Source organism: Citrobacter sp. GW821-FHT07H02 (assembly GCF_059418505.1).
This window is the reverse complement of the sequence record NZ_JBWKPZ010000001.1, coordinates 56,506-82,795: the sequence shown is the minus strand read 5'-3', so window position 1 is coordinate 82,795 and position 26,290 is coordinate 56,506. Positions and strand designations below refer to the sequence as shown.

At 52.4% G+C, this 26,290-nt stretch carries 24 protein-coding genes; 15 read left to right on the top strand and 9 right to left on the bottom strand.

The features are described 5' to 3' along the window. Positions 1-164: 164 nt before the first annotated feature. The 4 genes from clpX to bolA form a co-directional block, all read right to left on the bottom strand. A complete protein-coding gene (gene clpX, locus AC07NP_RS00395) occupies positions 165-1,439 on the bottom strand; it encodes an ATP-dependent protease ATP-binding subunit ClpX (protein WP_203358665.1) in 1,275 nt (424 codons plus the stop codon). 126 nt (positions 1,440-1,565) lie between these two features. Beyond that, entirely contained in the window at positions 1,566-2,189 is a 624-nt protein-coding gene (clpP, locus tag AC07NP_RS00390; RefSeq protein WP_003021624.1) for an ATP-dependent Clp endopeptidase proteolytic subunit ClpP, read from the bottom strand. A gap of 247 nt (positions 2,190-2,436) precedes the next feature. Next, on the bottom strand, positions 2,437-3,735 hold the full coding sequence (gene tig, locus AC07NP_RS00385; protein ID WP_192611382.1) for a trigger factor: 1,299 nt from the start codon (positions 3,733-3,735) through the stop codon (positions 2,437-2,439). Between the two features lie 347 nt (positions 3,736-4,082). After that, positions 4,083-4,400, bottom strand: a complete 318-nt coding sequence (bolA, locus tag AC07NP_RS00380) for a transcriptional regulator BolA (protein WP_192611381.1) — start codon at positions 4,398-4,400, stop codon at positions 4,083-4,085. 319 nt (positions 4,401-4,719) lie between these two features. On the opposite strand from bolA, the gene AC07NP_RS00375 reads away from it, so the two are divergent. The 8 genes from AC07NP_RS00375 (at position 4,720) to AC07NP_RS00340 (ending at position 13,581) form a co-directional block, all read left to right on the top strand. Further along, complete coding sequence (locus AC07NP_RS00375; protein ID WP_162378947.1) at positions 4,720-5,298, top strand: lipoprotein; 579 nt, start codon at positions 4,720-4,722, stop codon at positions 5,296-5,298. Positions 5,299-5,341: 43 nt separating this feature from the next. After that, entirely contained in the window at positions 5,342-6,817 is a 1,476-nt protein-coding gene (ampG, locus tag AC07NP_RS00370; RefSeq protein ID WP_494659231.1) for a muropeptide MFS transporter AmpG, read from the top strand. 457 nt (positions 6,818-7,274) lie between these two features. Then, positions 7,275-8,231 (top strand): cytochrome o ubiquinol oxidase subunit II, encoded by a 957-nt coding sequence (gene cyoA / locus AC07NP_RS00365; protein ID WP_203358667.1) that lies wholly within the window; start codon positions 7,275-7,277, stop codon positions 8,229-8,231. A 10-nt stretch (positions 8,232-8,241) separates the two neighbouring features. After that, on the top strand, positions 8,242-10,233 hold the full coding sequence (cyoB, locus tag AC07NP_RS00360) for a cytochrome o ubiquinol oxidase subunit I (protein WP_203358668.1): 1,992 nt from the start codon (positions 8,242-8,244) through the stop codon (positions 10,231-10,233). Continuing rightward, positions 10,223-10,837, top strand: a complete 615-nt coding sequence (locus AC07NP_RS00355; RefSeq protein ID WP_203358669.1) for a cytochrome o ubiquinol oxidase subunit III — start codon at positions 10,223-10,225, stop codon at positions 10,835-10,837. Before cyoB ends, AC07NP_RS00355 begins: the two co-directional genes overlap by 11 nt. Then, on the top strand, positions 10,837-11,166 hold the full coding sequence (locus AC07NP_RS00350) for a cytochrome o ubiquinol oxidase subunit IV (protein WP_162378952.1): 330 nt from the start codon (positions 10,837-10,839) through the stop codon (positions 11,164-11,166). The genes AC07NP_RS00355 and AC07NP_RS00350 overlap by 1 nt, the downstream gene beginning before the upstream one ends. Before the next feature lie 11 nt (positions 11,167-11,177). After that, positions 11,178-12,068 carry a heme o synthase gene (cyoE, locus tag AC07NP_RS00345; RefSeq protein WP_494659230.1) on the top strand — a complete coding sequence of 297 codons (891 nt, stop codon included), beginning with the start codon at positions 11,178-11,180 and terminating at the stop codon, positions 12,066-12,068. A gap of 148 nt (positions 12,069-12,216) precedes the next feature. Then, complete coding sequence (locus AC07NP_RS00340) at positions 12,217-13,581, top strand: MFS transporter (protein WP_494659229.1); 1,365 nt, start codon at positions 12,217-12,219, stop codon at positions 13,579-13,581. A 98-nt stretch (positions 13,582-13,679) separates the two neighbouring features. Here AC07NP_RS00340 and AC07NP_RS00335 read toward each other — a convergent pair whose 3' ends face one another. Continuing rightward, positions 13,680-14,171 (bottom strand): YajQ family cyclic di-GMP-binding protein, encoded by a 492-nt coding sequence (locus AC07NP_RS00335; protein WP_182270309.1) that lies wholly within the window; start codon positions 14,169-14,171, stop codon positions 13,680-13,682. Between the two features lie 113 nt (positions 14,172-14,284). On the opposite strand from AC07NP_RS00335, the gene panE reads away from it, so the two are divergent. The 3 genes from panE to AC07NP_RS00320 are packed head-to-tail and all read left to right on the top strand — an operon-like array spanning position 14,285 to position 16,878. Continuing rightward, a complete protein-coding gene (gene panE, locus AC07NP_RS00330) occupies positions 14,285-15,196 on the top strand; it encodes a 2-dehydropantoate 2-reductase (protein ID WP_301696640.1) in 912 nt (303 codons plus the stop codon). Beyond that, complete coding sequence (yajL, locus tag AC07NP_RS00325; RefSeq protein ID WP_203358673.1) at positions 15,159-15,749, top strand: protein deglycase YajL; 591 nt, start codon at positions 15,159-15,161, stop codon at positions 15,747-15,749. The genes panE and yajL overlap by 38 nt, the downstream gene beginning before the upstream one ends. A 49-nt stretch (positions 15,750-15,798) precedes the next feature. Further along, positions 15,799-16,878, top strand: a complete 1,080-nt coding sequence (locus AC07NP_RS00320; protein ID WP_494659228.1) for a hypothetical protein — start codon at positions 15,799-15,801, stop codon at positions 16,876-16,878. 86 nt (positions 16,879-16,964) lie between these two features. On the opposite strand, the gene AC07NP_RS00315 is transcribed toward AC07NP_RS00320, so the two are convergent. The 3 genes from AC07NP_RS00315 to AC07NP_RS00305 are packed head-to-tail and all read right to left on the bottom strand — an operon-like array spanning position 16,965 to position 20,648. Next, positions 16,965-17,753 carry a dimethyl sulfoxide reductase anchor subunit family protein gene (locus AC07NP_RS00315; RefSeq protein WP_494659227.1) on the bottom strand — a complete coding sequence of 263 codons (789 nt, stop codon included), beginning with the start codon at positions 17,751-17,753 and terminating at the stop codon, positions 16,965-16,967. Between the two features lie 10 nt (positions 17,754-17,763). After that, positions 17,764-18,309, bottom strand: coding sequence for a 4Fe-4S dicluster domain-containing protein (locus AC07NP_RS00310; RefSeq protein WP_494659226.1), 546 nt, complete (start codon positions 18,307-18,309; stop codon positions 17,764-17,766). 5 nt (positions 18,310-18,314) lie between these two features. Next, complete coding sequence (locus AC07NP_RS00305; protein WP_494659225.1) at positions 18,315-20,648, bottom strand: molybdopterin-containing oxidoreductase family protein; 2,334 nt, start codon at positions 20,646-20,648, stop codon at positions 18,315-18,317. A 170-nt stretch (positions 20,649-20,818) separates the two neighbouring features. Here AC07NP_RS00305 and AC07NP_RS00300 point away from each other — a divergent pair, with 170 nt between their 5' ends. Next, entirely contained in the window at positions 20,819-21,514 is a 696-nt protein-coding gene (locus AC07NP_RS00300) for a helix-turn-helix domain-containing protein (protein WP_494659224.1), read from the top strand. 36 nt (positions 21,515-21,550) lie between these two features. Here AC07NP_RS00300 and thiI read toward each other — a convergent pair whose 3' ends face one another. Next, positions 21,551-22,999: a tRNA uracil 4-sulfurtransferase ThiI gene (thiI, locus tag AC07NP_RS00295; RefSeq protein WP_276292591.1), complete on the bottom strand. Its 1,449-nt coding sequence runs from the start codon at positions 22,997-22,999 to the stop codon at positions 21,551-21,553. 193 nt (positions 23,000-23,192) lie between these two features. Between thiI and xseB the strand changes: the two genes are divergently transcribed. The 3 genes from xseB to dxs all read left to right on the top strand — a co-directional run bounded on the left by xseB (position 23,193) and on the right by dxs (position 26,270). After that, on the top strand, positions 23,193-23,435 hold the full coding sequence (gene xseB / locus AC07NP_RS00290) for an exodeoxyribonuclease VII small subunit (protein WP_192611365.1): 243 nt from the start codon (positions 23,193-23,195) through the stop codon (positions 23,433-23,435). 4 nt (positions 23,436-23,439) lie between these two features. Further along, on the top strand, positions 23,440-24,339 hold the full coding sequence (ispA, locus tag AC07NP_RS00285) for a (2E,6E)-farnesyl diphosphate synthase (protein ID WP_162378961.1): 900 nt from the start codon (positions 23,440-23,442) through the stop codon (positions 24,337-24,339). A 68-nt stretch (positions 24,340-24,407) separates the two neighbouring features. After that, entirely contained in the window at positions 24,408-26,270 is a 1,863-nt protein-coding gene (gene dxs, locus AC07NP_RS00280; RefSeq protein ID WP_494659223.1) for a 1-deoxy-D-xylulose-5-phosphate synthase, read from the top strand. Positions 26,271-26,290 lie beyond the last annotated feature (20 nt).

Sequence of the window (26,290 nt, the reverse complement as noted above, 5' to 3'; positions counted from 1 at the left end):
TGTCCGCCAGGTAATCTGGTTATGTGACTGTGTTTCACACGACCATTAACATGTAAGCAGTATATGGGGATGTTTCCCACACATTCAACGGCGTGTTTACAGGAAAAATAAAAGGGGGGATAAAATCCCCCCTTTTTGATTAACTGATTGTATGAAATGGCTAATTATTCGCCAGATGCTTGCTGCGCTTCTGGCTTACCATAAATCAGCAACGGCTTGCTCTGGCCGCCGATGACGGACTCATCGATCACCACTTTTTCAACATCTTCCATTGAAGGCAGATCGTACATTGTGTCGAGCAGAGCGGCTTCTACGATAGAACGCAGACCACGCGCCCCCGTTTTACGCGCCATCGCTTTACGGGCAATAGCGTCCAGCGCTTCATCACGGAACTCTAAATCCACGCCTTCGAGATTAAACAGCGCCTGATACTGCTTGGTCAGCGCGTTTTTCGGCTCTTTCAGAATTTGGATCAGCGCTTCTTCGCTCAGTTCGTTCAGCGTTGCGACCACCGGCAAACGACCAATGAACTCAGGGATCAGACCGAATTTGATCAGATCTTCTGGCTCAACCTGCGACAGCAGTTCACCTTCGCTGGCTTTATCAGACTTCGCTTTCACCGTCGCGCCAAAACCAATGCCCGACCCGGTTTCTACGCGATGGGAGATAACTTTATCCAGCCCCGCAAACGCACCACCGCAGATAAACAGAATCTTAGAGGTATCAACCTGCAAGAATTCCTGCTGCGGATGTTTACGACCGCCCTGCGGCGGAACTGCGGCAACCGTCCCTTCGATCAGTTTCAACAGTGCCTGCTGTACGCCTTCACCGGAAACATCACGGGTAATAGACGGGTTGTCTGATTTACGGGAAATCTTGTCGATTTCATCGATGTAGACAATACCGCGCTGTGCTTTCTGCACGTCGTAGTCGCATTTCTGCAACAGCTTCTGAATGATGTTCTCAACATCCTCACCCACATAACCCGCTTCGGTCAGGGTGGTGGCGTCGGCCATGGTGAACGGTACGTCCAACAGGCGCGCCAGCGTTTCGGCCAGCAACGTTTTCCCGGAACCCGTTGGACCAATCAGCAGAATGTTACTTTTGCCCAACTCGATGCCATTGCTGGTATCGCCGTTGCGCAGACGTTTGTAATGGTTGTATACCGCGACCGCCAACACTTTTTTCGCCTGCTCCTGGCCGATAACATAATCGTCCAGGTGATTGCGAATTTCATGCGGCGTCGGCAGCGCACTACGCTCACGGTGCGGTGCCACTTCCTTAATCTCTTCGCGAATGATGTCATTACATAAATCAACACATTCGTCGCAGATATACACGGATGGACCGGCGATCAGCTTACGCACTTCATGCTGGCTTTTGCCGCAAAAAGAGCAGTACAACAATTTGCCCGAGCCATCTTTGCGTTTATCTGTCATGAGTCAAAACCTCTTCTTTGTTCTTTGTGCCGCACACGACGACGCAAATGCCATTCTCAGGCGCAAGTCGCTTGTCTGCGTTGTGCCGCCCTTAGATATTATAGCGGCACACTTGCGCCCTGGGCATCAATTACGATGGGTCAAAATCGAGTCGACTAATCCATACTCCACCGCTTCAGAAGCGGAGAGGAAGCGATCACGCTCAGTATCACGTTCAATCTGCTCAAGAGATTGACCCGTATGGTGCGCCATAAGTTCATTCATGCGCCCTTTCACTTTCAGAATTTCACGGGCATGAATTTCAATATCCGTCGCCTGGCCCTGGTAACCGCCCAGAGGCTGGTGGATCATGACGCGAGAATTCGGCAGGCAGAAACGTTTACCTTTTGCGCCTGCAGTCAGCAAGAATGCCCCCATTGAGGCCGCCTGGCCCATACAAATGGTGCTGACGTCCGGCTTGATGAACTGCATGGTGTCATAGATAGACATCCCTGCGGTAATCACCCCGCCAGGGGAGTTGATGTACAGATAGATATCTTTTTCCGGGTTTTCTGCTTCCAGGAACAGCATCTGCGCCACAATCAGGTTAGCCATGTGGTCTTCAACCTGGCCGGTCAGAAAAATGACACGTTCCTTGAGTAGACGAGAATAGATATCAAAAGAGCGCTCACCACGTGAAGTCTGTTCAATGACCATCGGCACCAGCGCCATATGGGGTGCAAAGTTATCTCGTTCGCCGCTGTATGACATTTCCGTCTCCTGGATAAAAAATGAAAAAACCTGCTGTACCGATTGTAACCTTATGGACGGATTATCAGCTAGTCCCTCTGTTATGGGTACGGCATCGCCATAATTCAAGCATAACAATCTTTTGTTGTAACGCTAACACTGAAACGCTGTTTTCGCACTCTTCCCATGCAAAATGCGTGACAAAAAAAAACCCGCCACCGGGCGGTGACGGGCTTTTGTGCGAATTTCGTGCTACTTAAGCAACGAATTACGCCTGCTGGTTCATCAGCTCGTTGAAGGAAGTGGCTTTTTCAGTCACTTTCGCTTTCGCCAGAACGGCTTCAACAGCTTGTTCTTCCAGAGCGACGTTACGCATGTTGTCCATCAGCTCTTTGTTTTTGCTGTAGAACTCAACAACTTCTGTCGGATCTTCGTAAGCGGAAGCCATCTCTTCGATCAGGCCTTTAACACGCTCTTCGTCAGCTTTCAGCTCGTTGGTACGAATCACTTCGCCCAGCAGCAGGCCAACAACAACGCGGCGCTTAGCCTGTTCTTCGAACAGTTCACGCGGCAGTTCCAGAGCTTGTTTCTCGTTGCCACCGAAACGCTGAGCAGCCTGACGACGCAGAACGTCGATTTCGCTGTCGATCAGTGCAGCAGGAACGTCGATGTCATTCGCTTTTACCAGACCTTCGATAGCCTGAGATTTAACACGGTTACGTACCGCTCCTTTCAGCTCGCGATCCATGTTTTTACGAACTTCAGCACGCAGACCTTCTACGGAACCATCTTCAACGCCGAAACGTTTGATGAATTCTGCAGTCAGTTCCGGCAGCTCACGCTCTTCAACTTTTTTCAGGTTGATAACGAATTTAGCCGCTTTACCTTTCAGGTTTTCAGCGTGGTATTCTTCCGGGAAGGTCACGTCGATGGTGAACTCTTCGCCCGCTTTGTGACCTTTGATACCGTCTTCGAAGCCCGGGATCATACGACCCTGGCCCATTGCCAGTACGAAGTCAGTCGCTTTGCCGCCTTCGAATTCTTCACCGTCTACAGAACCGGTGAAATCGACAGTAACACGGTCTTCTGCATCAACAGCGCCGTCTTTATCTTTCCAGGTCGCTTGCTGCTTACGCAGAGTATCCAGCATCACGTCAACGTCAGCGTCAGTCACTTCAACAACCGGTTTTTCAACTTCGATTGCGTCCAGACCTGTCAGCTCAACTTCCGGATAGACTTCAAATTCTACCGCGTAGGTGAAGTCTTCACCCAGCTTGTATTCGCCCGGAACATAGTTCGGAGCACCAGCCGGGTTGATTTTTTCTTTGATGATCGCGTCAACGAAGTGACGGCTCATCAGATCACCCAGAACGTCCTGGCGAACAGAAGCGCCATAACGCTGAGCAACAACATTCATCGGTACTTTGCCCTTACGGAAGCCGTCAATACGTACTTTCTTCGCAACGTTGACCAGCTCGCTTTTCACAGCGGTCTCGATGCTGTCAGCAGCGATTGTAATCGTTACACGGCGGCCAAGGCCTTGAGTGGTTTCAACTGAAACTTGCATCTTGTTACCTCAAAAAATCACAGTGCTCGGTCAACTCTACTCCGCAAGCACAGGTTGTTAGCTTAGCGGAACTGGGATGTTCTCTTAATCAATCACATTCCCTGTCGTCAGAATCATCCCGAAGACATTCCGAAAAATAAGACGCCGCATTATAGCGGCATCACTTTTATGAGTCGAGAACGGTTATCGCGCGTTGCTGCGGCTTTTTTCACAATTCCCGGCTAATTTTTGTCTGAATACTGTACTGCCCGTTCAAAATTCAGACAAAACAAAACGGCCCGCAGGCCGTTTTCACATAATCTGTAGCAACATACTGGAAAAGCGTCAGTTGTTGCAAATGCGTTTTTCTACGCGATGCTTCCCGCTCCACGACAAGGAGGCGACGCGAATATCGTATCCTGCAATCCTTCCCACTCCTTAATGGTGTAGGTATGCAGAGCCAGCGCATGTACGGTTGTGGAGAGTTCCGCCGTTAACGTACCGTAAATCATCCGATGACGATTAAGAAAACGTTCGCCAATGAAGCGATCGCTGACCAGCACAACTTTAAAATGGCTTTCAGAGCCTGCCGGAACATTGTGACGATAGCTTTCATCCACAACTTCAAGGAACACGGGTTGGAACGTTGTCCTTAATTTTTCTTCTATTTGCTCACGTATCATCATGAAATATCTCCTCCGACAACGCTGAGATGTCACCCATCCCTTTAAATACTAGCCGCTTTTACCGCTTCCATTACACTCTTACAACAAAAATTTAGCGTTCGTCTGATTTTCTCATTCAAACGTATGAAGTTTACTGACTTATCTGCCCAATCGAGGGCCAAAAACCGGGGTATTGTGCCCCGAGGGTCAGAAAACCGACAACGCAATGAATTTACATGCGTTGAGCTCTTCCCCTCGCCGTTGGCGATGTTATGATGGCGTGAATTTTTTCTATCACGCTTAATTTCTATTACGCTTAAGAGTCACTGAGAGTTCGAACATGTTAAAAAAAATCCTCTTTCCGTTAGTTGCTCTGGTTATGCTGGCAGGATGCGCAACACCGCCAACAACGATTGATGTCTCTCCCAAAATTTCCCTGCCACAGCAGGACCCGAGTCTGATGGGAGTTACCGTCAGCATTAACGGTGCCGATCAGCGTCCGGATCAGGCGCTGGCAAAAGTGACCCGCGACAACCAAATGGTTACCCTGACCGCGTCTCGCGATCTGCGTTTCTTGCTGCAAGAAGTTCTGGAAAAACAGATGACTGCGCGTGGCTACATGGTGGGACCGAACGGTCCGGTTAACCTGCAAATCATTGTTAGCCAACTGTACGCCGATGTGTCTCAGGGCAGCGTCCGCTACAACATCGCGACCAAAGCTGACATCGCTATCATCGCGACCGCAGCAAACGGGAACAAGATGACCAAAAACTACCGTGCCAGCTACTCTGTCGAAGGCGCACTGCAGGCCTCTAACAAAAATATCGCTGACGCGGTTAACAGCGTGCTGACCGACACCATCGCTGATATGTCTCAGGACACCAGCGTTCACGATTTCATTAAGCAGAACGCACGTTAATTTCTGCCCTCAGGCCCGGCATACGCCGGGCCCGTAGAAGCCCATGTCCAGTCACTATTTACGTATATTTCAGCAACCGCGTTCCGCTATCCTGTTGATTCTGGGGTTCGCTTCCGGTTTACCTCTCGCGCTGACGTCAGGCACACTTCAGGCCTGGATGACCGTTGAGAACATCGATCTTAAAACCATTGGTTTCTTTTCCTTAGTGGGACAGGCCTACGTTTTTAAGTTTCTCTGGTCGCCCATCATGGACCGCTACACACCGCCTTTTTTAGGTCGTCGTCGCGGCTGGCTGCTCACCACACAGTTTCTGTTGCTGATTTCAATTGCGGCAATGGGTTTTCTGGAACCCGGAACGCAATTGCGCTGGATGGCCGCGCTGGCGGTCGTTATCGCCTTCTGCTCGGCGTCGCAGGATATTGTTTTTGATGCCTGGAAGACCGATGTGTTACCCGCCGAGGAGCGTGGGACTGGCGCAGCGATCAGCGTGTTAGGTTATCGCCTGGGAATGTTGGTTTCCGGTGGACTGGCCCTCTGGATGGCAGACCGCTGGCTCGGCTGGCAAGGCATGTACTGGCTGATGGCGGCCTTACTGCTCCCCTGCATTATTGCCACACTGCTCGCCCCTGAACCCGCCGATAGCATCCCGGTACCCAAAACGCTGGAACAGGCGGTCGCGGCGCCATTGCGCGACTTTTTTGGTCGCAACAATGCCTGGCTGATTTTGCTGCTCATCGTGCTGTATAAACTGGGCGACGCCTTCGCCATGAGCCTGACCACCACCTTTTTGATTCGCGGCGTCGGTTTTGACGCTGGTGAAGTTGGCGTGGTAAATAAAACGCTGGGATTGCTGGCTACCATTGTCGGTGCGCTTTACGGCGGAGTATTGATGCAGCGTCTTTCGCTGTTCCGCGCGTTATTGATCTTCGGCATGCTTCAGGGCGCTTCAAACGCCGGGTATTGGTTACTGTCTGTCACCGATAAGCACATGTTCAGCATGGGCGCGGCCGTGTTTTTCGAAAACCTGTGCGGCGGTATGGGGACGGCGGCATTTGTCGCGCTGCTCATGACCCTGTGCAACAAATCATTTTCCGCTACTCAATTTGCCCTTCTCTCCGCGCTCTCTGCGGTAGGCCGCGTCTATGTCGGCCCCGTCGCGGGCTGGTTTGTAGAGGCCCACGGCTGGCCAACGTTCTATCTCTTTTCCGTCGTCGCCGCCGTTCCGGGGCTTCTGCTGCTTCTGGTTTGTCGTCAAACGCTGGAACACAGTTGGGAAAGCGAAAACTTTATTCCACGAACGGAATTTCGCAGAGCCTATAGTCTGGCCTTGCTCACGCTGACAACAGGCTGTTGCTTGCTGGTTGTGTGGCTGCTGTTGCTGACAATGAATGCTGCAGATTACACCAATTTCTCGTTCCTGCCTGCGATGCTGGAAACAGGCGTTGTGATCGCCGTGTGCGGCATTGTGTTCGGCGGATTGCTCGATTATCTGGCGCTACGGAAAACACGCTTGTTGTAAAGAATATGTTATTTGCCGTTGTAATAACATGCCGTAATTATAACGGTCAAATAACCACCAGTTGATAAAAATTATATTTGTTCTTTTGTGCTCAATAGAATTTGGAAATTATTGACAATTTCACCGCCCCCTATTTTCCTTACACGATTCAGCCGATGAGTATTTAATTTTCCGTTTTTTAATTGTCCAGTTATTGATAATGAATTGTTAATTAATTGTTTTATTTTCACATTGGTTATACCAATTGCCCTCCCTGACTCATCGGATCACCCACTTTCGTTATAACGTCATGTTGCAACAGGTTCTTAAAGTCAATTCAACACCCCGTGCAACATATGTGACACGTGCGGCAGAACCCGGTAACACAGATCCATTGATGTTTACAGTAATGTAACCTTCCCGTAAAATGCCCACACACTTTAAACGCCACCCGGTCCCGTGGAATTGAGGTCGTTAAATGAGACTCAGGAAATACAATAAAAGTTTGGGATGGTTGTCATTAATTGCAGGCACTGCATTACTCAGTGGCTGTAATTCTGCGCTGCTTGACCCTAAAGGACAGATTGGACTGGAACAACGTTCATTGATACTGACGGCATTTGGCCTGATGTTGATTGTCGTTATTCCCGCCATCTTGATGGCTGTTGGTTTCGCCTGGAAGTACCGTGCGAGCAATAAAGATGCGAAGTACAGCCCGAACTGGTCACACTCCAATAAAGTGGAAGCTGTGGTCTGGACGGTGCCTATCTTAATCATCATCTTCCTTGCCGTACTGACCTGGAAAACCACTCACGCTCTTGAGCCAAGCAAACCGCTGGCGCATGACGAGAAGCCGATTACCATTGAAGTGGTTTCCATGGACTGGAAATGGTTCTTCATCTACCCGGAACAAGGCATTGCAACCGTAAATGAAATCGCCTTCCCGGCGAACACTCCGGTTGAGTTCAAAGTGACCTCCAACTCCGTGATGAACTCCTTCTTTATCCCGCGTCTGGGTAGCCAGATCTATGCCATGGCCGGTATGCAAACGCGTTTGCATCTGATCGCCAACGAAGTCGGTACTTATGATGGTATCTCCGCAAGCTACAGCGGACCAGGCTTCTCCGGCATGAAGTTCAAGGCTATCGCAACAAAGGACCGCGCCGAATTCGATCAATGGGTTGCTAAAGCGAAACAGTCTTCGAACACCATGAATGACATGGCAGCGTTCGATAAAGTGGCTGCACCAAGCGAATACAACCAGGTGGAATATTTCTCCACTGTGAAACCGGATTTGTTTAAAGACGTTATTAACAAATTCATGGCTCACGGTAAGAGTATGGACATGACCCACCCTTCAGCCGAGCACAGCTCACATGAAGGAATGGAAGGCATGGACATGAGCCACGCGGAATCCGCCCATTCAGGGGGGTGAGGAAGATACGATGTTAGGAAAATTAACACTGGATGCAGTCCCGTTCCATGAACCTATCGTCATGGTTACGATCGCTGCCATTATCATCGGTGGGGCGGCCTTACTGGGCCTCATTACTTACTTCGGTAAGTGGACCTATCTGTGGAAAGAGTGGCTAACTTCGGTTGACCACAAACGCCTTGGCATCATGTATGTCATCGTCGCAATCGTCATGCTGCTGCGTGGCTTTGCGGATGCGGTCATGATGCGTAGTCAGCAGGCGCTGGCCTCGGCCGGGGAAGCAGGCTTCCTGCCACCTCACCACTACGACCAGATCTTCACGGCGCACGGCGTGATTATGATCTTCTTCGTGGCAATGCCATTTGTTATCGGTCTGATGAACCTGGTGGTTCCGCTGCAGATCGGCGCACGTGACGTTGCCTTCCCGTTCCTGAACAACCTGAGCTTCTGGTTCACCGTTGTCGGTGTCATTCTGGTTAACCTGTCTCTGGGCGTCGGTGAGTTCGCACAGACCGGTTGGCTGGCGTATCCGCCGCTTTCGGGAATAGAGTACAGTCCAAGTGTCGGGGTAGATTACTGGATCTGGAGTCTCCAGCTCTCCGGTATCGGTACGACGCTGACCGGTATCAACTTCTTCGTGACGATTCTGAAGATGCGTGCGCCGGGCATGACCATGTTCAAGATGCCGGTATTTACTTGGGCATCGCTGTGTGCGAACGTACTGATCATCGCCTCGTTCCCTATTCTGACAGTCACCATCGCGCTGCTGACCCTGGATCGCTATCTGGGCACCCATTTCTTTACCAACGATATGGGCGGCAACATGATGATGTACATCAACCTGATTTGGGCCTGGGGCCATCCGGAAGTGTACATTCTGATTCTGCCAGTGTTTGGGGTGTTCTCTGAAGTCGCAGCAACCTTCTCGCGTAAGCGCCTGTTTGGTTACACCTCACTGGTGTGGGCAACCGTGTGTATTACCGTGCTGTCGTTCATCGTCTGGCTGCACCACTTCTTCACCATGGGTGCGGGTGCGAACGTAAACGCCTTCTTCGGTATCACCACGATGATTATCGCCATCCCGACCGGGGTGAAGATTTTCAACTGGCTGTTCACCATGTACCAGGGACGTATCGTATTCCACTCCGCGATGCTGTGGACCATTGGTTTTATCGTCACCTTCTCTGTGGGTGGTATGACCGGTGTTCTGCTGGCGGTTCCGGGTGCCGACTTCGTTCTGCATAACAGCCTGTTCCTGATTGCCCACTTCCACAACGTTATCATCGGTGGTGTGGTCTTCGGTTGCTTCGCAGGTATGACTTACTGGTGGCCAAAAGCGTTTGGCTACACGTTGAACGAAACCTGGGGTAAACGCGCATTCTGGTGTTGGATCATCGGCTTCTTCGTCGCATTTATGCCGCTGTACGTGCTGGGCTTCATGGGGATGACCCGTCGCCTCAGCCAGCAGATTGATCCACAGTTCCACACCATGCTGATGATTGCCGCCTGCGGCGCCGCGCTGATTGCGCTGGGTATTCTGTGTCTGGTCATCCAGATCTACGTTTCTATTCGCGACCGCGACCAGAACCGTGACCTGACAGGCGATCCATGGGGTGGCCGTACGCTGGAGTGGGCAACCTCTTCCCCGCCTCCGTTCTATAACTTTGCCGTTGTGCCGCACGTTCACGAGCGTGATGCATTCTGGGAAATGAAAGAAAAAGGCGAAGCGTACAAACAGCCTACGCACTATGAAGAAATTCATATGCCGAAAAACAGCGGTGCGGGCATTGTCATTGCCGCCTTCGCGACCCTCTTCGGTTTCGCCATGATCTGGCATATCTGGTGGCTGGCGATTGCAAGCTTCGCAGGCATGATCATCAGCTGGATTGTGAAAAGCTTTGATGAGGACGTGGACTACTACGTACCAGTCCCGGAAGTCGAAAAACTGGAAAATCAGCATTTCGATGAGATTTCTAAGGCAGGGCTGAAAAATGGCAACTGATACTTTAGCGCACGCGACTGCCCACGCGCACGAACACGGGCACCACGACGCAGGCCAGACCAAAATCTTCGGATTTTGGATCTACCTGATGAGCGACTGCATTCTGTTCTCTATTCTGTTTGCAACCTATGCCGTTCTGGTGAACGGCACTGCAGGTGGCCCAACAGGTAAGGACATTTTTGAACTGCCGTTCGTTCTGGTAGAAACGTTCCTGCTGTTATTCAGCTCCATCACCTACGGCATGGCGGCGATCGCCATGTACAAAAACAACAAGAGCCAGGTCATCTCCTGGCTGATGCTGACCTGGTTGTTTGGCGCAGGCTTCATCGGGATGGAAATCTATGAATTCCATCACCTGGTTGTTGAAGGTATGGGTCCGGATCGCAGCGGCTTCCTGTCTGCGTTCTTCGCGCTGGTCGGTACGCACGGTCTGCACGTCACTTCCGGTCTTATCTGGATGGCGGTGCTGATGGTGCAAATCGCCCGTCGCGGCCTGACCAGCACTAACCGTACCCGCATCATGTGCCTGAGCCTGTTCTGGCACTTCCTGGATGTGGTGTGGATCTGTGTGTTCACTGTTGTTTATCTGATGGGGGCGATGTAATGAGTCATTCTACCGAACACAGCGGCGCGTCCCATGGCAGCGTAAAAACCTACATGACAGGGTTTATCCTGTCGATCATCCTGACGGTCATTCCGTTCTGGATGGTGATGACGGGTTCTGCCTCTCCAGCCGTAATTCTGGGGACGATTCTTGCGATGGCAGTGGTACAGATTCTGGTGCATCTGGTGTGCTTCCTGCACATGAACACCAAATCTGATGAAGGCTGGAACATGACGGCTTTCGTCTTTACCGTGTTGATCATCGCCATCCTGGTTGTGGGCTCCATCTGGATTATGTGGAACCTCAACTACAACATGATGATGCACTAAGAGCGGCGAGTATGATGTTTAAGCAATACCTGCAAGTAACGAAACCAGGCATCATCTTTGGCAACCTGATCTCGGTGATTGGGGGGTTCCTGCTGGCCTCAAAAGGCAGCATCGATTACCCCCTGTTTATCTACACGCTGATCGGTGTGTCACTGGTTGTGGCGTCGGGTTGTGTATTTAACAACTACATCGACAGGGATATCGACAGGAAGATGGAAAGGACCAAGAATCGGGTGCTGGTAAAAGGCCTGATCTCTCCTAACGTCTCGCTGGTGTACGCCACCCTGCTGGGTATTGCTGGCTTCATGCTGCTGTGGTTTGGCGCTAACCCTCTGGCCTGCTGGCTGGGGGTGATGGGCTTCGTGGTGTATGTTGGCGTCTATAGCCTGTACATGAAACGCCACTCCGTTTACGGCACGCTGATTGGCTCTCTCTCCGGCGCTGCGCCGCCGGTGATTGGCTACTGCGCCGTAACGGGTGAGTTCGACAGCGGCGCATTGATTCTGCTGGCGATCTTTAGCCTGTGGCAAATGCCGCACTCCTATGCCATCGCGATTTTCCGCTTTAAGGATTATCAGGCAGCCAATATCCCGGTTCTGCCGGTGGTCAAAGGTATTTCGGTCGCGAAAAACCACATCACGCTGTACATCGTGGCGTTTGCTATCGCCACCCTGATGCTGACCCTTGGCGGCTACGCAGGTTACAAATACCTGATCGTCGCAGCGGCAGTAAGCGTCTGGTGGCTCGGCATGGCGTTGCGCGGTTACAAAGTGGAAGATGATAAAGTCTGGGCGCGTAAGCTCTTCGGCTTCTCCATCATCGCCATTACCGCGCTCTCCGTGATGATGTCCGTTGACTTTATGGTGCCGAATTCGCAAAGCCTGCTGACCTACGTCTGGTAAGTCAAACATCGCTTAAAAAGGGCGCTCCGGCGCCCTTTTTTATTCACATCACAAATTAATTAGGCACGTAATATTTTCTCATTAACCGCGTATTTACCCCGCCGGCGTACCGCTTTACACTAGTCGCGAATTGTATACAGAGGTGGGAATGAACGATTACAAAATGACGCCAGGCGAGTTGCGCGCCACCTGGGGTTTAGGGACCGTATTTTCATTGCGCATGCTCGGCATGTTTATGGTTCTGCCTGTTCTGACCACTTACGGTATGGCGCTACAAGGTGCCAGCGAAGCCTTGATTGGACTTGCCATCGGCATTTACGGGCTGGCGCAAGCCGTTTTCCAGATCCCCTTCGGATTGCTCTCCGACCGTATTGGTCGCAAGCCGCTTATTGTCGGCGGCCTGGCGGTGTTTGTCGCTGGTAGCGTGATCGCCGCCCTCTCCCACTCTATTTGGGGGATCATTCTGGGGCGTGCGCTGCAGGGGTCTGGCGCCATCGCCGCCGCCGTCATGGCGCTGTTATCGGATTTGACCCGCGAGCAAAATCGCACCAAAGCGATGGCGTTTATCGGCGTCAGTTTTGGTATTACCTTCGCCATTGCGATGGTGCTCGGGCCGGTGATCACCCACGCCCTCGGGCTGAATGCCCTGTTCTGGATGATCGCGATACTGGCCACCCTCGGTATTATCTTGACTATCTGGGTGGTACCTAACAGCACTAACCATGTGCTGAACCGCGAATCCGGGATGGTAAAAGGCAGTTTCAGCAAGGTACTGGCCGAACCCAAACTGCTAAAGCTCAACTTCGGCATTATGTGCCTGCACATCCTGTTGATGTCTACCTTCGTTGCCCTCCCTGGTCAGCTCACCGCCGCAGGTTTTCCTGCTGCCGAGCACTGGAAGATTTACCTGGTCACCATGTTGATCTCTTTTGGTTCCGTGGTGCCCTTCATTATTTATGCCGAAGTAAAACGCAAGATGAAGCGGGTATTTCTGTGGTGCGTGGCGCTGATCCTGATAGCGGAAATTGTGCTGTGGGGAGCGGATGTCCATTTCTGGGGACTGATTGCCGGGGTTCAGCTTTTCTTCCTCGCCTTCAACCTGATGGAAGCCCTCCTTCCTTCGCTTATCAGCAAAGAGTCCCCCGCCGGTTATAAAGGAACCGCAATGGGCGTCTACTCCACCAGCCAGTTCCTGGGCGTGGCGATTGGTGGTTCGTTGGGCGGCTGGGTCGATGGGATGTTTGACGGTCAGGCAGTGTTTCTGGCAGGGGTCGTGCTGACGGCCGTGTGGCTGGCGGTTGCCAGTACCATGAAAGAACCGCCGTATGTCAGCAGCTTACGTGTCGAAATTCCAGCGGATGTTGCCGCTGATGACGCCCTCAAACAGCGCCTGATGGCAAAAGATGGGGTGAGTGAAGTGCTGATTGTGGCGAGCGAACATTCCGCCTACGTGAAGATCGACAGCAAAATCACCAATCGGTTTGAGGTTGAGCAAACCATCAAACCCGCGTAATTCTTCATTACGCCGGATGGCGGCTATCAGCCTAACCGGGCCTACACATTACGTTGATATTGTAGGCCTTAACGCTGTGCGCCATCCAGCATGACCACTTAGTCGCGGAAGTTTTTAAACTGGAACGGCTGCCCCAGATCGCCGCCGCGCACCAGCGCCATCACGGACTGCAGATCGTCACGCGCCTTACCGGTCACACGAATTTCCTCGCCCTGAATCTGCGCCTGCACTTTCAGCTTGCTGTCTTTAATCAGCTTGACGATTTTCTTCTGCACGGCGCTTTCAATGCCCTGTTTCAGCTTCGCTTCAACAAACCAGGTTTTACCGCTGTGGATGAACGTTTCCGGCACGTCCAGAGACGTCCCTTCAATGCCGCGTTTCAGCAGCTTGGCACGCAGAATATCCAGCAACTGATTGACCTGAAAATCAGATTCGCTCAGAACTTTGATTGTCTTATTCGCCTCATTCAGCTCAAAAGTGGCCTCAACGCCCCGAAAATCAAAGCGTGACTCAACTTCGCGGCTCGCATTATCGACTGCGTTACGCGCTTCCTGAAGATCAACTTCAGACACAATATCGAAAGATGGCATCTTTTCCTCTCCCTCTGTTTTTGATGCGAAGCATAATACCTGCAAAGTTCCTCGACAGACAGCGCTATACTATGTGGAAGAACGCCCGGTGCTGTTGCGGGTGAGGAGGATGAATGAAAATAACCGTATTGGGATGCGGAGCCTTAGGGCAACTTTGGCTTACAGCGCTGTGCAAACATGGACATGAAGTACAAGGCTGGCTGCGGGTACCGCAACCTTATTGCAGCGTGAACCTTATCGAGACCGATGGTTCGATTTTTAATGAATCCCTGACGGCGAACGACCCCGATTTTCTCGCGAATAGCGATCTGTTGCTGGTGACACTCAAAGCCTGGCAAGTCTCGGACGCCGTGAAAGGGCTTGCGGCAATTCTGCCGGTGACCACACCGATTCTGTTGATTCACAATGGAATGGGTACGATTGAAGAACTGCAAAGCATTTCTCAACCGCTGCTGATGGGCACCACCACCCACGCAGCAAGGCGCGATGGCAACATTATTATCCACGTAGCCAATGGGACAACGCGCATTGGTCCAGCGCGTGAACAGGATGGTGATTACAGTTACCTCGCCGATCTGCTGCAGAACGTGCTGCCCGATGTTGCCTGGCACAACAATATTCGTACCGAAATGTGGCGCAAACTGGCCGTGAACTGCGTGATAAATCCGCTCACCGCCCTGTGGAACTGCCCAAATGGCGAGCTACGGCAACATCCTGAACAAATCATGCTGATCTGTCAGGAGGTGGCGGCGGTTATCGAGCGTGAAGGGCACCATACCTCGGTGGATGATTTACGCTATTATGTTGAGCAAGTGATTGACAGTACGGCACAAAACATCTCATCCATGCTGCAGGATATTCGTGCTCTGCGCCATACCGAGATCGATTACATTACCGGCTACTTATTAAAACGCGCCCGCGCGCATGGTATTGCCGTTACGGAAAACGCCCGTCTGTTTGAAATGATAAAGCGAAAGGAAAGTGAGTATGAGCGCTCAAGCACTGGTATGTCTCGCCCCTGGTAGTGAAGAGACCGAAGCGGTTACCACTATCGATCTCCTGGTTCGTGGCGGTATTCAGGTCACTACGGCGAGCGTGGCCAGCGACGGCTCCCTGACCATCGTCTGTTCGCGTGGTGTGAAGCTGCTCGCGGACGCGCCTCTGGTGGAAGTGGCTGACGGCGATTTCGACATTATTGTGTTACCGGGCGGTATAAAAGGCGCCGAATGTTTTCGCGACAGCCCGTTGCTGGTTGAAACGGTCAAACAGTTCCATCGCTCCGGACGTATCGTCGCGGCAATCTGCGCGGCGGCGGCAACGGTACTGGTTCCGCACAATATCTTCCCGCTCGGTAATATGACCGGATTCCCCGCGCTGAAAGATAAAATCCCGGCTGAACAGTGGCAGGACAAACGTGTAGTTTGGGACCCGCGCGTTAACCTGTTGACCAGTCAGGGGCCAGGGACATCCATCGACTTTGGCCTGAAAATCATTGACCTGCTGGTCGGGCGCGAAAAGGCCCATCAGGTCGCGTCACAGTTAGTTATGGCGGCAGGCATTTATAACTACTACGAGTAATTTCAAGGCCACTCCAGCGGCCTGCTTAATCTTAATAAAGGAATAACAGATGAAGGGATGTCTGACCGGAGTGGCTTTATGGTTGTTTTCTGGCTGCGTGATGGCGACGCAGTTAGACATTAAGAACCTCAGCTTCAACTATCCTGAGAGCACGGAAATTCAGTATCGTCTCCCCTGGTTCACCTCAGCGGATAACCCACAAGCTGCAAAGCGCATCAACGATTTTATCTTCTCCCGTTTTCTGAACCAGTTGCCGGGTAACGATCCGCAGGCCACGTTGAATAAACTGGCAAAAAGCGGCATTGATGCCACCGCCAATCTGGACTACACCGTCGAATATCGTGACAACAAAATACTGACATTAAACCTTTTTGTGGAAGGCTGCGGCGCCTATTGCGAATCTTATAATGTTCCACTGAGCTTCGATTTAGCGAGTGGCGCGAATATCACCCTCGACGATCTGTTTTCCCCGGCCACCATTGCCCAGTTAAACACCCGCGTCAGAAAAGATATTCGCTCCCAGATAACCACCTTTGTTGATAAGCATAAGTCCGAGTCGGCAGAGCAAATCAAAGCGGAAAAAGGAGAGGATTTTAATTACGAAGAGTTCTATGCCTCATGCGCGACGTATGAGGGCGGGCTGTACTATGTTGATAATTTCTCGCTTCAGAAAGGCGATCTCGTCTTCATTAATGGACGTTGCAGCAACCATGCAAGCCGCGCGATGGATGAGCTCGGTGATTTCACGACGAAAATCGCCGCCGCAACGTTACACGACCAACTGACCCCCTACGGGAAGTCACTGACTTCCGGTAACAGTGAAAAACCCCTCTCCCCTGCCCCCTCGCTTAACGGCAAGTTAGTCTACGGCACGTTGGGAAAAAGTATGCGCATCGTGATGAATATCACCTGTAATGAAGCATCGGCCAGCGGAGCCTATTTTTATGAAAAATACGGCTCACCTATCGAACTTACCGGTAAATGCGGTACGGAGAATGCTCAGCACTATGAGCTGAGAACGAGTATTTCTGCTGAAACCGAAGAGAAGATCACTCTGGATTTAAACAATGGCGTCTATCTGGGCGTCTGGGAATCGAACGGGAAAACGCTCCCCATTCGCTTTGAATAACAGTGTCAGATTGCCGGATGACGGCGTAGTACTTCGTCATCCGGCCTGCAAAAATACTGGGTTCGAAGAGGGAGAAACATACCCGCTTAGAACCATGGCGCTCCGCTCATGACATTACTGTAAAACAGCATTCTTCCCGCCAGTTCGCCCGTCACAATAACGGCCCCCCACGCGTAAGCGCTTACCCCAACATTCACGCGAGAAATGCCCCATACGGCAACACCGATACTGGCGAATAGCTGCCACCAGAACAGAGGACTTGCAGCATCAGCGCCCGGAACCTGAAAACGGATCCACAGCGCGCCTGCGCTTAACAGAATTCCGATGAAGATTCCCGCTCTGCATAAGATCGGCGTTGGGTTATGCCAATAGCCAAACGCCACCGCCACACTCATAAACCCAAGCAGAATAGCCGTTGCCAAAAAACTGACAGGTGTAGCAACCGAAGACCAAAGCGGATGCAGCCCCATCTGATGGTAAACCTGCGACGTCACCAGAATAGATATCAGCCCCACAAGCGCAGTGATTCCCCCCAGAAGGACAACGGCATGATGTTCAGGCTTAAGCCAGCACAGCACTAGCCAGCAGAACATCACGCCATTCAACGCAATAAACATCACCACTTCCCGACTGAGCCAGGAATTCCCTAACCCGAAAAGCGAGCGATAAGCGCCTTCAGGCGATCCCAGGTGCACCAGCGAGGCAAACGATCCCAGCACCGTAATAACCCAGAACCATGATGCCAGCGTGCGGTATTGCATCGCGCTGAATTTTTTTGTGCCGAAATGCTGACACAGCGTTAACGCCAGTACGCCGCCAATTCCCCACTGTGCAAAGACGGTGAAGAAAACCAATGGCAATTCATAATGTTCCATTTCGCTCTCCTCAATCCCTGGGGGGAATAATGACAATGTTGGGCTGACTGATCGTGTGATCGGGGAGGTTGTAGCGTTTTTCCAGTATCGCCCACTGCGTCGTATGTTCCTTACGCAATTCCGTTATCTCACCAAAACGTAATACACCTGCCGGACAGGACTCCACGCAACGTGGCTGTAACCCCTCATCAAGGCGTTCGGCGCACAGGTTGCATTTACTGGTTTTGCCTTCTTCAGGATCGTAAACCGGCGCGCTCCACGGGCAGGCCATAATGCACATCCGACAGCCAATGCAGCGCTCGTGATCCTGTATCACGATGCCATCAGCCCGCTTCGTATACGTTCCCGCTGGGCACACTTTCATACACTGCGGGTCATCGCAGTGGTTACACGACATGCTAATAAACGCCTGGGTGTTGGGTTCATCCGTATGACGTTCGCGAACCCGACGCCATAACACCCCAAGAGGGGTCATATTTTCCGATTTGCAGGCCATGCTACAGGTTTTGCAGCCATAGCAATTCTGCATATCAATAAGAAATCCATATTGTTTCATCGCGATTATGCCTCCCTTCTCACATCCACCAGCGTACTGTTGCAACAGTGTCCATTCCCCAACACTTCCACCTGATCGTTAGTGACATGACTGCTGCTTCCGCCCTGTTGCTCCCACCAACCGTTATCCAGACTCACCACCCCGCGTTTGATATGTGTGGTCACGTCGGCAATCGCCCGATGTTGTCCGCGATGATTGAACACCACGACCCACTCTCCTGCCTGGATCTGACGCTGGCGGGCGTCTTCAGGGTGAATCATCACGTTCGGTCGGTTACGCTGAACTTCGAGGATCCATTCGTTCATGCCGTGACTGGAGTGCACGCTACGTGCCAGTTTGCGCTGCACCGCCATTAACGGATACTGACTTGCCAGTTCAGGCGAACCTTTTACCGACTCTTTCACCTGCTTCCAGGTCACCACCGGAAGAAAATCCTTTTTGGCCCACTCCTCTATGTAGAGGTGCGCTTTGCCGGTCGACGTGCGGAACTGCCCGTCTTTAAACGGGATCCACTCTTCCTCAACAGGACATACCGGCCCTTTTTTCAGCATGTCACGGGTAATGCCCGAGCCTTTAAGGCAGGTATCGATGTAGTGTTCAATGGGCTGGTTAAAGACCTCACCAAAGCCAAAGCGCTCGGCCAGGCGAGCAAAAATCCAGTAATCAGGTTTTGCTTCTCCCGGTGGTTCCACCGCTTTTTCCATCAGTTGCACATAGTGGCTGCGTACCCCCGCCATTAAGCTGACATCTTCAAAAATGGTAGTGACGGGAAGCACCAGATCGGCATACAGCGCAGACGAACTCATGAGATTGTCTGCTACCACCACAAACGGCACTTTTTTAAAGGCTTCTCTGACCTGATTGGTATTCGGCAGTTGTGTCATGGCCCCCAGCGTCATGTTCCACCAGAACTTAATCGCGTGCGGTTTTTCGTTAACGACCCAGTCACCGATTTTGGGAATAGGAATGGAGGGGATTTTGGCGGCATTGGGTGCCGGAGGGACGATGGGCGAAAATTTTGCCATCTGTCTGACGCCACCGGCATCGCAAACCCCCGCCCCGGCTTTGCCGATATTGCCGGTGATCAGCGCGAGGTAAAACTGGCTGGCCGCAACGTAAGTGCCAAACTCGGTTCTTTGCGCGCCGGACATGTTCTGGACAATCATCGCCGGTTGCGTTGACGCGTAATCCCGCGCCAGGCGTAATACCGTCTGCGCGGGTACATCAGTTTCTTCCTCTACCTTCTGCGCCGTCCAGGGCTTCGCCTGTGCCCATACGTTATCAAGCACAGTAGTAAAATCACTGCTGGCGGGCAATTCATCAGTCAGCAATGCAGGCATGACGCCGGGCGCATCGTGGCGTTTCAGGGTCTGGGTCAGCGTATCAAACACCAGATAGCTGTCTGCGTCCTTAGGGTCGGCACGCATCAATTGCTGCTGTTTATCGACCAGGTAAACCGCTCCGGTATGCGCACGCAGGAAGCCAGCGTCATAGCGTTTCTCCTGCATGATGATGTTGATCATCCCTAATGCCAGCGCGATATCTGTACCAGGCACAATCGGCACCCACTCGTCAGCTTTCGCCGCCGTTTCGTTAAATCGCGGATCGATCACCACCAGTCGCGCACCGTTGCGTTGCGCCTGTGAGTAATGTTTAAAATAGGCGTGCATGGTGACTGCCGGATTGTTTCCCCAGCACAAGATGTAACGGCTGTCCGCTATCGTGTCGCGGGTATCGGCATAACGCAGACCCACCATCGGCATCATCGCGGCGGTGACCGCTGCGCAACATAACGAGCCGGCCGTTTTTGTACTGCCGCCGAGATAATCGAAGAAGGCTTTGCCCATATCATTCTTGATAGAGTCCATGTTCCCGGAGGCGGCTGTGAGCAGTAAACCTTTATTACCATCGGTGGCAATTGTCTCCCTGATTTTCTTTTCAATCAGATCCAGCGCGGCGTCCCAGCTGATCGGCTTAAATTTACCCTCGCCTTTTTCCCCCGTACGCAGCAGCGGTTGCGTTAAGCGTAACGGGTGGTAGACCCATTTCGTCCGGCTAATTCCCCGCAAACAGCACTTCACATTGAAGCCTTTCGTCGCTTCAATTTTCATTAAGCGGTCTTTCCAGACATACGCCGTCAGGTTGCAGTGCAAACATTCCATCGCACAGGTCGACTGAAACGTCTGGTAATCCGTTTGCTTAAGGCGAACCCGGGCCAACGGTGAACCGTTGGCCTGGCGCAGCGTCAGAAACGTTGGCACCAGTGACGATAACCCCACTACGCCAAACCCTTTTAGCAGGGTTCTTCTTTTTAATCGGGTATTGCTCAATGCATCCATGTCCTTGCCTCCACAAAAGTTCACCATTAGTTAATCCAGGTACACCATTGATTAACTTGATACAGGTCAACGTCTCACCATTTAGGCGTAGCGCGCTTTTTAAATTGCGAAGGCAGTAAGGATTTCAGCCGCGATGGTATACTCGCGGAGGATCAAAAAAGAGAACGCATATGGCTGAAACATCGCAAGGGGTAAATTCGGTTGATATCGCCGTCAACATTCTGACGTTTGTTGCCAGTCAAAACGGCCAGGCGCGGGCAATCGATATCGCCACCGGATGCAGTCTGTCCAAGAGTCGTTTACATAAGTATCTGGTTTCGCTCTGTCGAACGGGTATGCTGGGGCAAAACGAAAAAGGACTCTATTGCCTGGGGTCAACCCTTCTTCAGATGGCGGGAGAACCGGCAGCAACACGCGATCCGGTGAGTGAGCTTAATACGCTGCTGATCGCTTTTCGCGATACCTTCAACCATTCAACCGGTGTCGTCATCGCGACCGACGTCGGATTAGTGCTTAAGCACTACAATCGCAGTTTCCGTAACGTGGATATCGATTTTCTGCCCAATACGCCCGTTCCGCTTGATGCCAGTTCAGCAGGGCAAGTGTTCATGAGTTACTCCCACTATCAACCGCAGAATCAGGCGCAAGCGCAACTCATTGAACAGATACAGTCTCAGGGCTATGCGGTGCGCCACAATCCAACGCAAGGGATCCCTGGCGCACAGTCGATTGCCTGTCCGCTACGGAATAAAAATGGAGAGCTGGTTGCGATTGCGGTGACGATGGGATTTTTCAGTACAGAAACCATCCCGCAGATTGCCGACCAGTTGGTGAGAAGCGTCGCGGCGCTTCATTTGCAGGATTAAACTTACCCCGGCGCAGATGGCCGGGGTAAACAACGATTACGGGCGATAGACCTTCACGTTCTCGAAGCCTTGCTCGCGCAGATACAGCGCCTGCAAACGACTCATCACACCGCGTTCACACCACAGCAGCCAGGTTTTACTCTGGTCGAGATCGCCGAATTTAGTGCTCAGTTTGTAGAATGGCAGAGACACCACATCCACACCTTCAACTTTCAGCGGCTTGTCATCCTGCTCATCAATGGAGCGAATATCCAGAATCACATCGTTAGGGCTAAAACCGCTGACGGTCTCAACTTCCACAACGTCTTGCTGGGTCTGCTGCGCAATGTCGCGAATATCGACATTGTTCGCTTCTTCGACCACTTTATCGAGGATGCTAAAGTCGAAATTCTCTTCTTCCGCTTCAATCTTCGCTTTGATCGCTTTCACCGTCGGGCTTTTCGAGATCACACCGCAGTATTCCGGCATGGTCCGCGCAAAGTCTTCCGTACCAATCTGGCGCGCCAGGTTGATGATGTGCTCTTTATCGTAAGAGATCAGCGGGCGCAGGATCAGCGTGTCGGAGACGTTATCAATCAAACGCAGGTTGGTCAGCGTCTGGCTGGACACCTGGCCCAGCGCTTCGCCGGTTACCAGCGCCTGTACGCCATAACGTTCCGCCACTTTCGACGCCGCACGCACCATCATGCGTTTGAGTACCACGCCCATCTGGCCATCATCCACTTTTTCGAGGATTTCGCCGACCACCGGTTCAAAGTTGATTGCGACAAAACGCACGCGGTGCGAACTGCCGAAGCGGTTCCACAGATAGTGCGCAACCTGACGCACGCCGATTTCATGTGCCGCGCCGCCGAGGTTAAAGAAGCAGTAATGCACGCGGCAGCCGCGACGCATCAGCATGTAGCTGGAAACGCCGGAGTCAAACCCGCCAGAAATCAGCGACAGAACATCTTCCTGGGTACCGATCGGGTAGCCGCCGATACCCTCGTAACGCCCTTTGATCAACAGCAGGCGATCGTCTTCCACCTCCAGATGTACGGTCACATCCGGGTGGGTCAGCTTCACACGCGCGGACTCAATGTGCTGATTCAAACCGCCGCCGACATAACGTTCGACTTCAATAGAGCTGAAGGGGTGCTTACCACGACGCTTGACGCGGACGCAGAAGGTTTTACCTTCCAGTTGGTCGCGATACTGGACCAGCGCCTTCTCGAAGATATCGTGCATGTCGGTGAACGGCACGTCTTCTACTTCAAGAATATGGTGGATACCCGGAATGCGGGTCAGCGCGTCGCGAATCGCCAGACGCTGGTTTTCATCTTTGGCGCGAACCTCAATATTGTCCCAGTGGCGGACAACGGCGAGCGTCTCGTCATAGTGCTTTAAAACGTTACGGATGTTTCCGGTCAAAATTTTTATAAAGCGCAAACGCACAGATTGGCTTTTGATGGTGATTTCCGGGAACAATTTAATGATAAACTTCATGGCGGCAATGGTTCGTTGGCAAGTCTAAAGGACTTGTTATGGGAAAAATACAGCAGCCCACACCTGCGGCTGCATCCAGGGGCGCAAGTATACCACCATCGCGCGCCTCCTGTGCACATTGCACGTTATTTGATAATTGCCCTGAGTCCGTTACCATGGTGGGGCTGAAAATATTGAGAGTCAGACATTCATTATGCCGAAGAAAAACGAGGCGCCCGCCAGCTTTGAAACAGCGCTGAGCGAGCTGGAACAGATTGTTACCCGTCTGGAAAGTGGCGACCTGCCGCTGGAAGAGGCGCTGAACGAATTCGAACGTGGCGTGCAACTGGCACGTCAGGGGCAGGCCAAGCTGCAACAAGCTGAACAGCGTGTGCAGATCCTGCTGACTGATAATGAAGACGCCTCACCCACGCCTTTTACACCGGACAATGAGTAAGTAAATGGATTTTACGCAGCAGTTACAGGCTTGCGTTGAGCAAGCAAACCAGGCGTTGAGTCGTTTTATCGCACCACTGCCCTTTCAGAACACTCCCGTGGTTGAAACCATGCAGTATGGCGCACTATTAGGTGGTAAGCGCCTGCGCCCGTTCCTGGTTTACGCCACCGGTCAGATGTTTGGCGTCAGCATCACTACGCTTGATGCCCCGGCAGCCGCCGTTGAGTGCATACATGCATATTCATTGATCCATGATGATTTACCGGCGATGGACGACGATGATCTGCGTCGCGGTCTGCCGACCTGTCATGTAAAATTTGGTGAAGCCAACGCGATCCTCGCGGGAGATGCCCTGCAAACCCTGGCGTTCTCCATTATCAGCGACGCGCCGATGCCGGAAGTCGCCGATCGCGACCGTATCGCCATGATCTCAGAACTGGCGAACGCGAGCGGTATCGCGGGCATGTGCGGCGGCCAGGCATTGGATCTTGATGCCGAAGGAAAACAGGTCCCGCTGGAAGCGCTGGAACGAATCCATCGCCATAAAACTGGCGCTCTCATTCGCGCCGCGGTTCGTCTCGGCGCTCTAAGTGCCGGAGAAAACGGACGAAATGCCCTGCCGATACTCGATAAATACGCAGAAAGTATCGGCTTAGCCTTCCAGGTTCAGGATGACATTCTGGATGTGGTGGGCGATACTGCAACGTTGGGTAAACGTCAGGGGGCTGATCAGCAACTTGGCAAAAGTACCTATCCTGCACTTTTGGGCCTTGAGCAAGCCCGGAATAAAGCCCAGGATCTGATTGATGACGCGCGCCAGTCTTTACGTCAGCTGGCCGCATTATCACTCGATACTTCGGCACTGGAAGCGCTAGCGGACTACATAATCCAGCGTGATAAATAATTGACTACCCTGAGCAATGAATTGCCGTGGACACACGGCAATTTGGGTAAACAAACGATGAGTCTCTGATGAGTTTTGATATAGCCAAATACCCTACCCTGGCACTGGTCGATTCCACCCAGGAGTTACGTCTGCTCCCGAAAGAGAGCCTGTCGAAACTCTGCGACGAGCTGCGCCGCTATTTACTCGACAGCGTAAGCCGTTCGAGTGGACACTTCGCCTCCGGGCTGGGCACGGTGGAACTGACCGTGGCATTGCACTATGTCTACCATACCCCGTTTGACCAGTTGATCTGGGACGTGGGGCATCAGGCTTATCCGCACAAAATTCTCACCGGCCGCCGCGATAAAATCGGCACCATTCGCCAGAAAGGCGGTTTACACCCCTTCCCGTGGCGTGAAGAGAGCGAGTACGACGTATTGAGCGTCGGCCACTCTTCTACCTCCATCAGCGCCGGAATTGGTATTGCCGTTGCCGCTGAAAAAGAAGGTAAAGACCGCCGTACCGTCTGTGTGATTGGCGACGGTGCCATCACCGCAGGGATGGCGTTTGAAGCAATGAACCATGCGGGCGATATCAAGCCGGACATGCTGGTCATTTTGAACGACAACGAAATGTCGATCTCCGAGAATGTCGGCGCGCTGAACAATCATCTGGCGCAGCTGCTTTCCGGCAAGTTGTACTCTTCTCTGCGTGAAGGCGGGAAGAAAGTCTTCTCCGGCGTACCGCCGATTAAAGAGTTGCTCAAGCGCACCGAAGAACATATCAAAGGCATGGTCGTCCCCGGCACGCTGTTTGAGGAGCTGGGCTTTAACTACATCGGGCCGGTCGATGGTCACGACGTCGTCGGACTCATCACCACGCTGAAGAACATGCGCGACCTGAAAGGACCGCAGTTCCTGCACATCATGACCAAGAAAGGTCGTGGTTACGAACCCGCAGAAAAAGACCCGATTACCTTCCACGCCGTTCCTAAATTTGATCCCTCCAGCGGTTGTCTGCCCAAAAGCAGCGGCGGCCTGCCGAGTTACTCGAAAATCTTCGGTGACTGGTTATGTGAAACGGCGGCCAAAGACAACAAACTGATGGCCATCACGCCGGCGATGCGTGAAGGTTCCGGGATGGTGGAGTTCTCGCGTAAATTCCCTGATCGCTATTTCGACGTGGCGATTGCTGAACAACACGCGGTGACCTTTGCAGCCGGTCTGGCGATTGGCGGTTATAAGCCGGTGGTGGCGATTTACTCTACCTTCCTGCAACGCGCCTACGATCAGGTGCTGCACGATGTCGCGATTCAAAAACTGCCGGTCCTGTTTGCTATCGACCGGGCGGGGATTGTGGGTGCTGACGGACAAACACATCAGGGGGCGTTCGATCTCTCCTTCCTGCGCTGCATTCCGGAAATGGTCATCATGACGCCAAGCGACGAAAACGAATGTCGCCAGATGCTCTTCACCGGCTATCACTACAGCGAGGGTCCAGCCGCCGTACGCTACCCACGCGGTAATGCGGTAGGCGTTGAACTGACGCCGCTGGAAAAATTGCCGATAGGCAAAGGGATCGTCAGACGCCACGGTGAAAAACTGGCGATTCTGAATTTCGGTACGCTGATGCCTGAAGCGGCCAAAGTGGCACAGTCACTCAATGCGACCTTAGTCGATATGCGTTTTGTAAAACCGTTAGATGAAACGTTGATTCTGGAAATGGCGGCTCGCCACGAGGCGATGGTCACCCTTGAAGAGAACGCCATCATGGGCGGCGCAGGCAGCGGTGTCAACGAAGTGCTGATGGCGCATCGTAAACCCGTGCCGGTGCTTAACCTCGGTTTACCAGACCATTTCATCCCACAAGGGACCCAGGACGAAGCCCGCGCAGAACTGGGACTCAACGCTGAAGGTATTGAAGCCAGAATCAAGGCCTGGCTGGCGTAACTCCCCTCCTCACTCCTGCT